Below are 13,968 nucleotides of genomic sequence, written 5' to 3' on the forward strand. Positions count from 1 at the left end.
CCTGGGTTTCCTCTACCAGGGGGCCACTACCGAGGACCGGCGAACTGTCGTCCCGTGCGCCGCGCGTGCTTCCCTCGTCTTTGTTTTCGTCAACGCCGAGGGGGAGTGACCGTGTGGTCACTCCCCCTCGGCACGTCTCACCTGCGCAGGCCGAGCCGACCGATCAGGTCGCGGTAGCGCTGGATGTCCACCTTCTGGAGGTAGTTGAGCAGCCGGCGGCGCCGGCCGACCAGCAGGAGCAGGCCACGACGCGAGTGGTGGTCGTGCTTGTGCTTCTTCAGGTGCTCGGTCAGGTCGGCGATGCGCTTGCTCAGCAGCGCGACCTGGGCCTCGGCGGAACCGGTGTCCGTGTCGTGGACGCCGTACTCGGCGAGGATGGTCTTCTTCTGATCAGTGGTCAGTGCCACGTGTTCGCTACTCCTTGTACTGGTTAAGTGCCGTGCGGCCCCGCCCGGGGGCGAGGTAGTCGGTGCTGGCCGCCACGGACCACAGCCAGACCCAAATGTCGAGGTTACCAGCAGTACCGGCGCGCTACGCGTTTGACGTGCTCAAGGGCACCCGGTCGAGGACGGTGTAGCCCTCCGCCGGGTCGCTGCGGACCAGGGCGACCTCCGTGGCCGTCCACTCACGACCGGTGAACTCCACGTGCGGCAGCACGGCACCGCGGGCCACGGTGACGTGCGGTCGCCAGTCCGGCGGCACGTGCGCCGCCTCGCCCAGCTCACCCAGCGGGCCGTCCACGCCGATCCACAGCACCCGGCGGAACGTGCCGCTGCCGCGCAGCCGCAGCACGGGCGCGGTGACGCGGTCCAGGCCGTCGAGCCGGCCGGCGGGCTCGGCCTCGCCGAAGAACCGGACGGTGACGTGCCAGCGGGCCGGGTGCTGCCAGCGCAACCGCGGGTAGGCCCGGCGGAACGGGCGGAGGGCGTCGTGCAGCTCCCCGACGACGTCGTCGGGCGGGAAGAGGGCGGAGAAGAGGCTCACCAGCGGTCGTTCAGTCGGTCGGGCGGGCGGTCAGGTGTCGCGGCCCTTGCCCGCGCGGCGCAGCAGCTCGGCCAGGGCGGGGAAGTCCTCGCCCAGCACGTCGGCGGCCTGCGACAGCTCGCGGCGGTCGGCCAGGCGGCGCAGGAAGGGGAACACCACGGCCTCGTCGTCGGCGGCGCCGTTCACCGGCAGTGAATCACGGCTCACGGTCGGCTTCGACTGCCGCACGTCCTCCAGCGCGCGCTGCAACGCCTCGGGTGCGCCGGACGCCACGTCGGGGGTGAGGACCTTGCGCTCCAGCATGATCATCCGAGCCAGCACGGAGGGGTTGCCGATCTTGGCCCGACGTCCGCTCATGACCTGGCTCAGCATGGGGGCGCTGATGCCCAGCACGTCCGCGAGCTGGGCCTGCGAGACGTTGAACGCGACCACCAGCCGGCGCACCCGGTCACCCAGGGGTTCCCCGTACCACTCCCGCTGCAACGCGAGGTTGCGCTGGACGATCTTGTGGTCCTCCACCTTCGCCTCTCCCCTGACCGACGGACGTGACAGGCATCTTGCCAGGTAGTCACCCGTCACACGGCCGGTTCCACCCAGCTGGTTCAACCGGTCAGGCGTCACTCGGATCCGTGAGGCGGTCACGGGTCGTAGCGACATCGCGGTGCATCTGCTCCAGCAGCGACTCGACGCTGTCGAACTTCTCCATGTCCCGCAGCCGGTCCACGAAGTCGAGCGCCACGCGCTGGCCGTAGAAGTCCTCGTCCACGTCGAGCACGAACGCCTCGACCCGTCGTTCCCGGCCGGAGAACGTGGGATTGGTGCCCACGCTCACGGCGGCCTTGAGGCGGCGGCCCGAGCCGTGCACGAACCAGCACGCGTACACGCCGTCCGCGGGCACGGCGGCGAACCGCGTGGTGGACAGGTTGGCCGTGGGGAAGCCGAGTTCCTTGCCCCGGCCGTCGCCGCGCACCACGATGCCCTCCAGCCGGTGCGGCCGGCCCAGCGCGTGCGCCGCGGCGGCCACGTCGCCGGCGTCGATGCACGCCCGGATGTAGGTCGACGAGTACGTCACACCGTCGTCGGTCACCAGATCCGCCCCCTCGGTCACGAAACCGAACCGCTTGCCCAACGCGCGCAGCAGGTCCACGTTGCCCGCCGCCTTGTGGCCGAACGTGAAGTTCTCCCCCACCACCACGGCCGCCACGTGCAGCCGGTCCACCAGCACCTCGTGCGCGAACTCGTCGGCCGGGGTGCGCGCCACCTCGGCGGTGAACGGGATCACGCAGAACACGTCCACGCCCATGCCCTCGACCAGTTCGGCACGCCGGCGCAGGCTGGTCAGCTGGGCCGGGTGGCTGCCCGGCCGGACCACCTCGGACGGGTGCGGGTCGAAGGTGATCAGGACGCTGGGCACGCCCTTGTCCGCGGCCAGCCCGACCGCCCGGTTGATCAGCGCCTGGTGCCCGCGGTGCACCCCGTCGAACACGCCGATGGTCACGACGCAGCGACCCCAGCCGCCCGGCAGGTGGTCGAGCCCTCTCCAGCGTTGCACGCGGGCAAGCCTAGGGGGTCGACCGCGGCGGGCCGGCCGAGGTGGGCTCAGTCGTGGCGGATGTCGCGGCCTGCTTGGTGGACCGTGCCGCCGTCACGCGCGATGGCGGTCTGGTTGACCGTGGTCGGCGAGTTGACGGTCACCGAGCCGAGCGTGCCCGCCTGCACCACGGCGCCGTGCACGGTGCCGCTGATGCTGTTGGTCACGGTCGTCGGCGCCTGCGGTTCCGGCTCGGCCGGGACGTCGGCTCGCGACTGGGGCGGCGCGTCGACCCGCGGTGCGGACGGTGCCGACTGCAGGCGCAGGGCGATGACCACGCCCAGCGCGGTGAGCAACGCGACCGCCACCCAGGTCCACGGGTTCGCGCGCCCGTCGGTGGCCAGGTTGATCGCCACCCCGGTGGCCGAAGTCACCACACCGGCAGCGGCCGGCCACACCCATCTCCTCGCCATGGCCTCCACGGTAAGCCCTAGGCCGTGGGCGCGAGTACCACCAACGGCTTCGCGATCGGGCCCTCGTCCTTCGCCAGCGCGACCACGTGGCCGTCCGGCCCGAAGACGCCGTACGTGCCGTCCAGCCCGCCGGCGGCCAGGCGTTGGCCGTGCGACAGGGCGACCGCCTCGCGGGGTGCGATCTCGCGGCGCGGGAACGCGGTCGACACGGCGGCGTCCAGGTCCAGGGACAGGCCCGGCGCGCTCTCCAGCTGCTCCAAGGTCTTGGCCACGCGCAGGTCGAACGGGCCCACGCGGGTGCGGCGCAGGGCCGCCAGGTGGCCGCCGACGCCGAGGTCCGCGCCGAGGTCACGGGCCAGCGCGCGCACGTACGTGCCGGACGAGCACTCCACCATGACGTCGAGCTCGGTGGCGCCGTCCTCGCGGCGGATCGACAGCACGTCGAACCGGTGCACGGTGACCGGCCGCGCCGGGATCTCCACCGCCTCGCCCGCGCGGACCCGCGCGTAGGCCCGCTTGCCGTCGATCTTCACCGCGCTGACCGCGCTCGGCACCTGCTCGATCGCGCCGGTCAGCTTCGCCACCCCGGCCCGGATGGCGTCCTCGTCCACTTCGGACGCGTCGGCCGTGGACAGCACCTCGCCCTCCGCGTCGTCGGTCGTGGTGGCCGCGCCGAGGCGGATGGTCGACAGGTACGCCTTGCTGTCCAGCGCCAGGTGGCCGAGCAGCTTGGTGGCGCGCTCGATGCCGAGCACGAGCACGCCGGTCGCCATCGGGTCGAGCGTGCCCGCGTGCCCGACCTTGCGGGTGCCGAGGATGCGGCGGACCTTGGCCACCACGTCGTGCGAGGTCATGCCATCGGGTTTGTCGATCACGACGAGGCCGGGCGGGACAGGAGGACGAGAAGTTGCGGACACGGTCGAGGATCCTAGTGCCGCGACCGGCAGCCTTCGCCCCGTGTTCCGGCGGTCAGACGGGTGGTTCGGGGTGCCGGCCCCACGTCCTCATCCTGGTTGGCTGTGGGCGTGGGGCCGGTGCCGCGAGGCGCCTTGCCGAGTGTCGGAAGACGCGGTGGAGGTTGCCGGTCGCGGTACTAGGCCTCGACCAGCACATCCCACCGACGACGGCGCAACTGCACGGGCACGGCCTCGCCGCGGTCCTCGGCGGCGAACACCGCGGCACGCGCACGACGCCACCACACCACTGTGCGCCACACTCCCACCAGCAGCACCGCCACCACGGACAGGAACGCGATCCGGTAGGCCTGCGGCGCGGGCAGCGCGGGCTCGACCACGTCCAGCAGCACGCCGACGACCAGGGCGGTGAACGTGACCGCGGCGAACCCGCCGACGTTGGCCACGCCGGTCGCCGTGCTCACCCGGTGCAGCGGGTTGTAGTCGCGCACCAGCGCGAACGCCACGCCGGACGCGGGATTGCCCAGCGCCAGCACGGCGAACAGCACGTACAGCGCGGGCGTCGGCAGCACACCGCCCGGCCAGCCCAGCAGCACCGCCCAGCACAGCACGGCCACGGCCAGGTAGGAGCCGACGATCGGCATCCGCCACTCCGGCCGGTTGCCGATCACCGTGCCCATCACCGGCCCGGTCACGATCGCCACCAGCACCAGCGTGCTCAGCACCGCCGAGGCGGACGGCCGGGACAGGCCCTGCGCCTCCACCAGGTACGGGAAACCCCACAGCAGGCCGAGCACCGCGGGCGTGGACATCGACGTGAAGTGCACCCAGAACCCCAGGCGCGTGCTCGGCTCGCGCCACGCGTCCCGCACCTTCGCGCCCACCGCGCGCAACGGCACCGGTTCGACCACCGGCTGCGGCACGCCGTCCGGCACCTCGCGGATCCGCCACGCGACCACCGCCGAGTACGCCGCCGTGGCCAGGCCCGCGGCCAGGAACGTCACCGTCCAGCCCGCGTTGTCCAGCAGCAACGTCAACGGCACGGTCGCGACCAGGTTGCCCGCACCGCCGAGCGCCGCGGACAGCGTCATCACCAGCGTGAACCGGCGGGGCGGGAAGTGCGCGGCGGCCAACCGCAGCACGCTGACCCACGTCATGGCGTCACCGACGCCGAGCACCGCGCGGGCGGCCAGGCCGAGCGGGTAGGAGTCGGCGATCGCGAACAGGACCTGGCCGACACCCATGAGCAGGGCGGCGGCGGTCAGCACGCGGCGCGGGCCGAAGCGGTCCACCAGCAGGCCGGTGGGGATCTGCATCAGCGCGTAGAGCCCGATCTGCAGCACGGTGAACGTGCCGAGCGCGGCGGGGCCCACGGCGAAGCGGTCGCCCGCCTCCAGGCTGGCCACGCCGAGCGAGGTCCGGTGGAACAGGGCGGCGATGTAGACGAGGACGGCGGTTGACCAGATCAGCCACGCTTGCTTCGTGGCACGATCGACCGGCAAGGCGTCTCCTAGGCTCGCGTGCGGCGGCAGTCCCAGTATCGAGAAACACTTGCCTGTTGTTAACGATTCCTGAGGGTGCCGCGCACCACATCACGCCTGGTCACACCGCGCCTACCCGCGCCCACTCCCCCGACCGGGTCCGCGCGAGCACCAGCACCAGCCGCAGCACCATGAACGCCGACAGGCCGGTCCAGATCCCGGTCAGCCCCCAGCCGAACGCGTAGGACGCCCACACCAGCGGCAGGAACCCGAGCGCCGCCGAGGCGAGCGTCGCCGTGCGCAGGAACTTCGCGTCGCCCGCGCCGAGCAGCACGCCGTCCAGCGCGAACACCACGCCCGCGATCGGCTGCAGGCCGACGAAGAACCACCAGGCGTGCGGTATCTCGTCCAGCACGGCCCGGTCGCTGGTGAACACCATCGGCAGCGGACCGGACAGCGCCGCGAACAGCACCCCGAGCAGCACGCCGAACCACAGCCCGTAGCCGGTCACCTGCCAGGCGAACCGGCGGGCCTGCTCACGGCGTGCCGCGCCCAGCGCCGCGCCCACGATCGACTGCGCGGCGATCGCCAACGAGTCCAGCACGAGCGCGAGGAACGTCCACAGCTGCAGCACCACCTGGTGCGCGCCCACCGCGCCGACCGACGTGCGGGCCGCCACGGAGGCGGCGGACAGGAAGCACGCCTGGAACGCGAGGCTGCGCAGCACCAGGTCGCGGCCGAGGCCCAGCTGGGCCCGCATCCGGTGCCGGTCGGGCCGCAGGCTCACCCGTTCCGAGCGCAACGCCTTGAAGAACAACCCGGCCGACAGCGCCTGTGCGACCACGTTCGCTATCGCCGAGCCTTCGAGACCCCAGTGCGCGCCGTGCACCAGGACCGGGCACAGCACGGCCGAGATGCCGTTGCCGATCAGCACGTACCGCAGCGGTCGGCGGGTGTCCTGCACGCCGCGCATCCAGCCGTTGCCCGCCATGGTGACCAGCACGAACGGCGCGCCGAACAACGCGATCCGCAGCCAGGAGACGGCGTTGTCGGCGACCTCGCCCCCACCGGCCAGCAGCCGTGCGGCGGGATCGGCCAGCAACTGCCCGAGCACGATCACCAGGGCGCCGACTGCCAGCGCGAGCCACGTCGCCTGCACGCCCTCCTCGACCGCTTCCGCCCGCCGTCCGGCGCCGAACAGCCGCGCCGTGCGTGCCGTGGTGCCGTAGGAGAGGAACGTCAGCTGCGTCGCGACCTGCGTGAACAGCACGCCGCCCAGCGCCAGCCCGGCCAGCGGCAGCGCACCGAGATGCCCCACGACCGCCGTGTCCACCAGCACGTACAGCGGCTCGGCCGCCAACACCACCAGCGCGGGCGCGGCCAACCCGACCACCCGCCGCGCCGGAACCCGCTCCTCCACCCGATCCCCTCAATGCCCGACACACCCGCCCCGAACGCGCGTGTCCTACCTTCAGAACAGGCGTGTCCTACGTTCGGAACCCGAATTCAACGCTCAGGACGACGCGGCCACGGTTTCCAAGGCCGCACGCAGGTTCGCCAGCACCTCGTCGGCCTCGCCGGTGGCGGTGAAGCCCGCGGCCAGCCGGTGGCCACCTCCGCCGAGCAGCTGCGCCACTTCGCGCACGTCCACCTCGCGCACCGCGCGCAACGACACCGACCACGACGACGGCCGCAGCTCCTTCAGCACCGCCGCCACCTCGGCCTCGGCCGTGGTGCGCACCAGGTCGACCACGCTCTCCACCTCCTCGGGCCGCAGCCCGGAGGCGTCCTCCAGCGTCACGACGGCGTGCACGAACCCCCGCCCGCCCGCGGCGTCACGCTCCAGCCGCGCCCGGCTCAGCACCTTCGCCAACATCCCGAGATACCCGAACGGGTGAGAGTCCATCAACGGTCGGGCCACGGCCTCGGCGTCCACCCCGGCGGCGAGCAGCCGGGCCGCCACCTGGTGCGTGGTCGCCGACGCGTGCCGGAACGACCGCGTGTCCGTCACCAGCCCCGCGTACACGCAGCGGGCCACCGGCTCGTCCAGCTCCACGCCCAACTCGTCCAGCAGCCGCAGCACGACCAGCGCGGTCGCCTCGGCACGGTCGTCCACCACGTTCACGTGCCCGAACCCCGGGTTCGACACGTGGTGGTCCAACACCACCACCACACCGGCGGTGGACACCCGATCAGCCAACGGACCGAGCCGACCGATACTGCCCGTGTCCAACGCGACCAGCACCGGCGGCGCGGCGGGCACGTCCGAAGCGGGCACCAGCAGCCCGGCCACGTCCAAGCCCCGCAGCGTCTCCGGCACCTCGTCCGGTGCCCCGAACGACACCCGCACCACCACACCTCGGCGGTGCAGGGCCAACCCCAGCGCCAACGCACTGCCCAACGCGTCCGCGTCGGGGTTCACGTGCGCCAGCAGCGTCACGTCGGTGGCCGCGGACAGGACGCGAGCGGCCTCGGCGAGGCCCGCGCTCAGGTCGTCGGACGGGCGGGCGACGTCGGACGCGCCCGGGTCGTTCACGCTCGGATCGTTGTGCACGACGAGAACGCTAGTCGGCGTCCTCGGCGTCGCGCGCAGGCTTGTACGGGTCGGGTTCGCCCGCGGGCTCCGCGCCGTGCGCGATCCGCGCCACCTCGGCGTCCAGCTCCCGCGCCTTGGCCAGCAGCTCGTCCATCCGACGCGCCTCGTCGGGCACGGTGTCGGTGATGAACGTCAACGTCGGCGTGAACCGGACACCGGTCTGCTGGCCGACCATCGTGCGCAGCACGCCCTTGGCGCTCTCCAACGCCGCCGCGGCACCCGCGAGGTCGGGTTCGGAGTCCAGCTTCTCGCCGAGCACCGTGTAGTAGATCGTCGCGTCGTGCAGGTCGCCGGTCACCCTGGTGTCCGTGATGGTGACGCGGGCCAGCCTCGGGTCCTTCACCTCGTGCTCCAGCGCGGAAGCCACGATCTGCGAGATCCGCTTGGCCAGCTTGCGAGCCCGTGCCTGGTCGGCCACGGCGCTCCCCTCCTGTCGTTGCGATGTGCCGCCACCAGGGGCGGCGTCTGCTAGTCGTCTTCCGGCCCGACCAGCCTGTGGCGGGCGGAGAGAAGTTCCAGTTCGGGCCGTCCGGCCACCAGCCGCTCGCAGGCGGCCATCACGTCCCTCACATGCTCGGCGTCGGCGGCGACGGCCGCCACTCCGATCAGGGCGCGGCGGTGCAGGTCCAGGTGACCCGCCTCGGCTACCGACACCTCGAACTTGCGGCGCAGCTCGGCCACGATGGGCCGCACCACGGACCGCTTCTGCTTCAACGAGTGCACGTCGCCGAGCAGCACGTCCAACTCAAGGGCACCGACGAACACAGTTGATCACCAGGGGGTGTCCAGGGGTGCGGGGCCGCCGGTCACGACGGCCCCGCACCTGGCTGAAGACGATCAGGCGCGCGGCTTCTCGCGCATCTCGAACGTCTCGATGATGTCGCCGACCTTCAGGTCGCTGTAGTTGCCGAGCGTCAGACCGCACTCGAAGCCCTCGCGGACCTCGGTCGCGTCGTCCTTGAACCGGCGCAGCGAGCTGATGGGCAGGTTCTCCTGCACGACGTTGTTGTCGCGCAGCAGGCGGGCCCGGGCGTTGCGCCGGATCTCGCCCGACATCACGAGGCAACCCGCGATCGTGCCGACCTTGGAGGACTTGAAGACCTCGCGGACCTCCGCGCGGCCCAGCTGGACCTCTTCGTACTCCGGCTTGAGCATGCCCTTCAGGGCCTGCTCGATCTCGTCGATCGCCTGGTAGATCACCGTGTAGTAGCGGACGTCCACGCCCTCGCGGTTGGCGAGCTCGGTGGCCTTGCCCTCGGCCCGGACGTTGAAGCCCAGGACGATGGCGCTACCCGCGACGGCGAGGTTGATGTCGCCTTCGGTGATGCCACCGACGCCGCGGTGGATGACCCGCAGCTCGACGTCGTCGCCGACCTCGATCTTCATGAGCGCGTCCTCGAGGGCCTCGACGGTACCCGAGTTGTCACCCTTGATGATCAAGGTGAGGGCGCTGGTCTCCTTCAGCGCGGCGTCCAGGTCCTCCAGGCTGACGCGCTTGCGCTTCGCGGCGTTCATCGCGTTGCGGTTGCGCGCCTGGCGGCGCTCGGCGATCTGCCGGGCCACCCGGTCCTCTTCCACCACGAGGAACGTGTCACCCGCGCCGGGAACCGAGGTCAGACCGATGACCTGCACCGGACGAGACGGCGTCGCCACCGTGACGTCCACGCCGTGCTCGTCGACCATGCGGCGCACGCGACCGTAGGCGGCACCCGCCACGATCGAGTCACCCACGCGGAGCGAACCGCGCTGCACCAGCACCGTGGCCACCGGACCGCGACCGCGGTCGAGGTGCGCCTCGATGGCGACGCCCTGCGCCTCCATCTCCGGGTTGGCCCGCAGGTCGAGCGAGGCGTCGGCGGTCAGCAGGATCGCTTCCAGCAGGCCGTCGATGTTGATGCCCTGCTTCGCCGAGATGTCGACGAACATGGTGTCGCCGCCGTACTCCTCGGCGACCAGCCCGTACTCGGTGAGCTGCTGGCGGATCTTGGCGGGGTTGGCCCCCTCCTTGTCGATCTTGTTGACCGCGACCACGATCGGCGCACCCGCCGCCTGGGCGTGGTTGATCGCCTCGACCGTCTGCGGCATCACGCCGTCGTCGGCCGCCACCACGATGACCGCGATGTCGGTCGAGTTCGCACCACGCGCACGCATGGCGGTGAACGCCTCGTGACCCGGGGTGTCGATGAAGGTGATGAGGCGCTCGTTGCCCTCCAGCTCCGTGCGGACCTGGTAGGCACCGATGTGCTGGGTGATGCCACCGGCCTCGCCCTCGGCGACCTTCGCCTTGCGGATGGTGTCCAACAGGCGCGTCTTACCGTGGTCGACGTGACCCATGACGGTCACGACCGGCGGACGGATCTGGAGGTCCTCCTCGCCGCCGGCGTCGTCGCCGTAGGTGATGTCGAACGTCTCCAGCAGCTCGCGGTCCTCTTCCTCAGGGGACACGACCTGCACGTTGTAGTTCATCTCGGAGCCGAGCAGCTCCAGGATCTCGTCGGAGACGGACTGCGTCGCGGTGACCATCTCGCCGAGGTGGAACAGCACCTGCACCAGCGAAGCCGGGTTGGCGTTGATCTTGTCGGCGAAGTCGGTCAGCGAGGCGCCACGCGGCAGGCGGATCGTCTCGCCGTTGCCCTTGGGCAGGCGGACGCCACCGACCGACGGCGCCTGCATGTTGTCCATGTACTCCTGGCGCTTCTGCCGCTTCGACTTGCGACCGCGGCGCGCCGGACCACCGGGACGGCCGAAGGCACCCGCGGCACCGCCGCGACCACCGGGACCGCCACCACCGGGACGACCGCGGAAACCGCCGCCACCACCGGCCGGTGCGCCACCGCCACCGCCGCCACCGCCGCCGGGGCGGAAGCCACCGCCACCGCCGCCGCCGCCACCAGGGCGGAAGCCGCCACCGGCGCCGCCACCACCGCCACCACCGGGACGGAAGCCGCCGCCACCGCCACCGCCGCCACCGGGACGACCGCCGCCGCCACCGGGACCGCGGCCACCGCCGCCGCCACCGGGACCGCCGGGGCCACGACCGCCACCGCCACCGCCACCGGGGCGGGGCGCGGGACGACCGGGCATCATGCCCGGGTTCGGCCGGGGCGGCATGTTGCCGGGGTTGGGCCGAGGACCGCCGGGACCGCCGCCGGAGCCACCCGGACGGGGGCCTGCCGGACGCGAGTCACCGGGCTTGGGGCCGGACGGGCGCTCGCCGCCACCCGGCGCGGCCGGGCGCGGTGCCTGCGGACGCGGCGCCGGAGCGCCACCGCCGACGCCGAACGGGTTGTTGCCCGGACGCGGCGGACGCGCACCGGCGGGCTTGGGTGCCTGCGGGCGCGGCGGGACCACGGACGGGGAGTTCTGCGCCGCCGCGGGCTGCTGCTGCGGTGCGCGAGGGCCGGGACGAGGGCCGGGGCCACTGGTCCGCGGTGCCTGCTGAGGCGCCTGCTGGGACTGCTGCTGCTGAGGTGCGGCGGCGGCAGCGGGCTTGGGCGCCTGGGTGGGCGTCGGAGCCGAGGCGGCCGCGGGCGCGGGCGCCTGGGGCTGCGGCTGCGCGGCGGGCGCGGCCGGAGCGGCGGGTGCCGGAGCGGCGGGCTTGGCCACCGGCTTCGGCGCCATCGGCTTCGGGCCGGGCACGGGGCGCGGACCCGGCTTGCCGGACGGGGCCGGCGGGCGCGGGCTGCCCTCGGTCTTGGTCTCGCCCGAGGTCGAGCCGGTGCTCGACGGCGCGGGCTTCGGCGGCGCCGGACGGGCACCTGCCGACTTGGGCTTCGACTCGCCCTTGGCGTAGGCGTCACGGAGCCGCCGGGCCACCGGGGCCTCAACGGTGCTGGACGCGGACTTCACGTATTCGCCCTGGTCGGCGAGCTTGCTGAGTAGTTCTTTACTCGTGACGCCGAGCTCTTTGGCGAGCTCGTGCACGCGGGCCTTACCTGCCACTGCACTCCTCTGTGAGGGAGGCCGGCGGGCAAGTCCCGTCGACCTCGTCTTAACGTCGCGCGTTCATGTCTTCAGCTTCACGGCTGACTCATGACGGGTCGACCTGCTTCCTTGCTTCCTGCTGGTCACGGGGCGATCCCGTGACCTCCTGCCCACACTGCTCGAGGTGACCGCGCACGCGTTCCACGTCGAGCGGTCCCTGGACCCTGAAGGCCCTGGGGAACGCCCGTCGCTTCTCGGCGTTGCGGAGGCAGTCCGGATCGGGGTGCAGCCATGCTCCCCTACCGGGCAACCGTCGACGTGTGTCCGGGACCACAGTCCCGTCCACGACCACCACGCGCAGCAGCTCGGAGGGCAACGTCCGAGCGCGGCATCCGATGCACGTACGAACCGGGCCGATGTGCGCGAGATCCGATCCCCGACGTTGAACCACTGAGAAGTCTATCCCCTGTTGCCTATTCAGCCGAACCGGATGCCGATGCGCCCGCCGGAGCGGACCCGCCGGCCTCCGCATCACTGCGGATGTCGATGCGCCAGCCGGTCAGCCGCGCGGCCAGCCGGGCGTTCTGGCCCTCCTTGCCGATGGCGAGGGAGAGCTGGAAGTCCGGGACCACGACCCGTGCCGTCTTGGCGCGCTCGTCGAGCACCCGCACCGAGACAACCTTCGCCGGTGACAAGGCATTCCCGACGAACGTGGCGGGGTCGTCGGAGTGGTCGATGATGTCGATCTTCTCACCGGCCAGCTCGCTCATCACGTTGCGCACCCGGGCGCCCATCGGCCCGATGCACGCGCCCTTGGCGTTGACGCCGGGGACGGTGGTGCGGACGGCGATCTTCGAACGGTGACCTGCCTCACGTGCCACCGCGGGGATCTCGACGGTGCCGTCGGCGATCTCGGGCACCTCGAGCGCGAAGAGGCGGCGGACGAGGTTCGGGTGCGTGCGCGAAAGGGTGATCTGCGGGCCGCGCGCGCCGCGGGACACGCCCACGACGTAGCACTTGAGCCGCGAACCGTGCTCGTAGGACTCGCCGGGCACCTGCTCGGCGGGCGGCAGCACGCCCTCGGTGTCCCCTATCTGGACGACGACCATGCCGCGGGCGTTGGCGCGGGCGTCGCGCTGCACGACACCGGCGATGATCTCGCCCTCCTTGGCGGAGAACTCGCCGAACGTGCGCTCGTGCTCGGCGTCACGCAGGCGCTGCAGGATGACCTGGCGGGCGGTGGTGGCGGCGATGCGGCCGAAACCCTCGGGGGTGTCGTCCCACTCCTCGGCCACGGTGCCGTCCGGGTTCAGCTCCTGCGCGAGCACGCGGACCACGCCGGTCTTGCGGTCGATCTCGACGCGCGAGTGCGAGTGGTGGCCCTCGGTGTGCTTGTAGGCGGTCAGCAGGGCGGTCTCGATGGCTTCGAGAACCGTGTCGAAGGGGATGTCCTTGTCCCGTTCGATCGCCCTGAGAGCGGCGATGTCGACGTTCACTCCGACTCCTCCTTCGGGTGCTTGCCGTCGAGGAGCGCGAGCTCTTCGACCGGCGGCTGCTTGAACTCGACTTCGACGACGGCGCGCTCGATCGTCCGGTACTCGACGCGGCGCAGCTCGCCCTTGACCAGCAGCACGACGCCGGTGTCGTCGGCATCGCCGACGCGGCCGAACCACTCGACCTGCTCCGGCTGCTTCACCTTCACCAGGCGGAGCCGGTTGCGCTTCCAGTGGCGAGGCCTGGTCAGCGGGCGGTCCGCGCCGGGCGAGGTGACCTCGAGCGTGTACGGCCCGGCGATCAGGTGCTCGTGCGCGTCGAGGGCGGCCGACACGGCGCGACTGGCCTGCGCCACCTCGTCCAGGCCGATCCCCTCGTCGCCGTCCACGACCACCTTGACCAGCCTGCGACGCCCAGCCTGGTTCACGTCGAGCAGTTCGAGGTCGAAGCCGATCGCCTCGACCGCCTCCCGCACGACGGGTGCTAGCTGCGCGGCGAGTTCTCCGCGCGGCGGGCTGGACACGTGGTGACTCCAAGTTCTCTTCGAGTGCAGAGGGCACGGCAACCCCGG

At 72.1% G+C, this 13,968-nt stretch carries 15 protein-coding genes; all 15 read right to left on the reverse strand.

Annotated features, from left to right (window positions below; translation table 11 throughout):
* Nucleotides 1–137 precede the first annotated feature (137 nt).
* Nucleotides 138–407 carry a 30S ribosomal protein S15 gene (gene rpsO, locus B0I31_RS01465; RefSeq protein ID WP_106613463.1) on the reverse strand — a complete coding sequence of 90 codons (270 nt, stop codon included), beginning with the start codon at nucleotides 405–407 and terminating at the stop codon, nucleotides 138–140.
* A 124-nt stretch (nucleotides 408–531) separates the two neighbouring features.
* Nucleotides 532–984 (reverse strand): 2'-5' RNA ligase family protein, encoded by a 453-nt coding sequence (locus B0I31_RS01470; protein ID WP_181319939.1) that lies wholly within the window; start codon nucleotides 982–984, stop codon nucleotides 532–534.
* A gap of 30 nt (nucleotides 985–1,014) precedes the next feature.
* Entirely contained in the window at nucleotides 1,015–1,503 is a 489-nt protein-coding gene (locus tag B0I31_RS01475; RefSeq protein ID WP_073899538.1) for a helix-turn-helix domain-containing protein, read from the reverse strand.
* A 91-nt stretch (nucleotides 1,504–1,594) separates the two neighbouring features.
* On the reverse strand, nucleotides 1,595–2,536 hold the full coding sequence (locus B0I31_RS01480) for a bifunctional riboflavin kinase/FAD synthetase (RefSeq protein WP_106613465.1): 942 nt from the start codon (nucleotides 2,534–2,536) through the stop codon (nucleotides 1,595–1,597).
* Between the two features lie 47 nt (nucleotides 2,537–2,583).
* Entirely contained in the window at nucleotides 2,584–2,988 is a 405-nt protein-coding gene (locus B0I31_RS01485; protein WP_146173702.1) for a hypothetical protein, read from the reverse strand.
* 17 nt (nucleotides 2,989–3,005) lie between these two features.
* Nucleotides 3,006–3,905 carry a tRNA pseudouridine(55) synthase TruB gene (truB, locus tag B0I31_RS01490; RefSeq protein ID WP_106613467.1) on the reverse strand — a complete coding sequence of 300 codons (900 nt, stop codon included), beginning with the start codon at nucleotides 3,903–3,905 and terminating at the stop codon, nucleotides 3,006–3,008.
* A 176-nt stretch (nucleotides 3,906–4,081) separates the two neighbouring features.
* Nucleotides 4,082–5,404: an MFS transporter gene (locus B0I31_RS01495; protein ID WP_106613468.1), complete on the reverse strand. Its 1,323-nt coding sequence runs from the start codon at nucleotides 5,402–5,404 to the stop codon at nucleotides 4,082–4,084.
* Nucleotides 5,405–5,504: 100 nt separating this feature from the next.
* A complete protein-coding gene (locus tag B0I31_RS01500; protein ID WP_106613469.1) occupies nucleotides 5,505–6,803 on the reverse strand; it encodes an MATE family efflux transporter in 1,299 nt (432 codons plus the stop codon).
* A gap of 93 nt (nucleotides 6,804–6,896) precedes the next feature.
* Complete coding sequence (locus B0I31_RS01505) at nucleotides 6,897–7,874, reverse strand: DHH family phosphoesterase (protein WP_106613972.1); 978 nt, start codon at nucleotides 7,872–7,874, stop codon at nucleotides 6,897–6,899.
* A gap of 73 nt (nucleotides 7,875–7,947) precedes the next feature.
* Nucleotides 7,948–8,397, reverse strand: a complete 450-nt coding sequence (gene rbfA, locus B0I31_RS01510; protein ID WP_106613470.1) for a 30S ribosome-binding factor RbfA — start codon at nucleotides 8,395–8,397, stop codon at nucleotides 7,948–7,950.
* A gap of 50 nt (nucleotides 8,398–8,447) precedes the next feature.
* Nucleotides 8,448–8,744: a DUF503 domain-containing protein gene (locus B0I31_RS01515; RefSeq protein ID WP_073899524.1), complete on the reverse strand. Its 297-nt coding sequence runs from the start codon at nucleotides 8,742–8,744 to the stop codon at nucleotides 8,448–8,450.
* A gap of 72 nt (nucleotides 8,745–8,816) precedes the next feature.
* Nucleotides 8,817–11,921: a translation initiation factor IF-2 gene (gene infB, locus B0I31_RS01520; RefSeq protein WP_106613471.1), complete on the reverse strand. Its 3,105-nt coding sequence runs from the start codon at nucleotides 11,919–11,921 to the stop codon at nucleotides 8,817–8,819.
* 88 nt (nucleotides 11,922–12,009) lie between these two features.
* Nucleotides 12,010–12,435: a DUF448 domain-containing protein gene (locus B0I31_RS01525; protein ID WP_106613973.1), complete on the reverse strand. Its 426-nt coding sequence runs from the start codon at nucleotides 12,433–12,435 to the stop codon at nucleotides 12,010–12,012.
* The gene (gene nusA / locus B0I31_RS01530; RefSeq protein ID WP_106613472.1) at nucleotides 12,377–13,399 is read right to left on the reverse strand and encodes a transcription termination factor NusA; all 1,023 of its coding nucleotides are present in this window, start codon (nucleotides 13,397–13,399) and stop codon (nucleotides 12,377–12,379) included. The genes B0I31_RS01525 and nusA overlap by 59 nt, the downstream gene beginning before the upstream one ends.
* Nucleotides 13,396–13,920 carry a ribosome maturation factor RimP gene (rimP, locus tag B0I31_RS01535; RefSeq protein WP_106613473.1) on the reverse strand — a complete coding sequence of 175 codons (525 nt, stop codon included), beginning with the start codon at nucleotides 13,918–13,920 and terminating at the stop codon, nucleotides 13,396–13,398. Before rimP ends, nusA begins: the two co-directional genes overlap by 4 nt.
* Nucleotides 13,921–13,968: the final 48 nt, after the last annotated feature.

This window comes from Saccharothrix carnea (assembly GCF_003014735.1).
Classification (GTDB): Bacteria; Actinomycetota; Actinomycetes; order Mycobacteriales; family Pseudonocardiaceae; genus Actinosynnema; species Actinosynnema carneum.

Coding starts and splice junctions, on each gene's coding strand:
- B0I31_RS01485 (WP_146173702.1), bottom strand. CDS start 2,988: ATGGCGAGGAGATGGGTGTGGCCGGCCGCTGCCGGTGTGGTGACTTCG.
- B0I31_RS01525 (WP_106613973.1), bottom strand. CDS start 12,435: ATGCGGAGGCCGGCGGGTCCGCTCCGGCGGGCGCATCGGCATCCGGTT.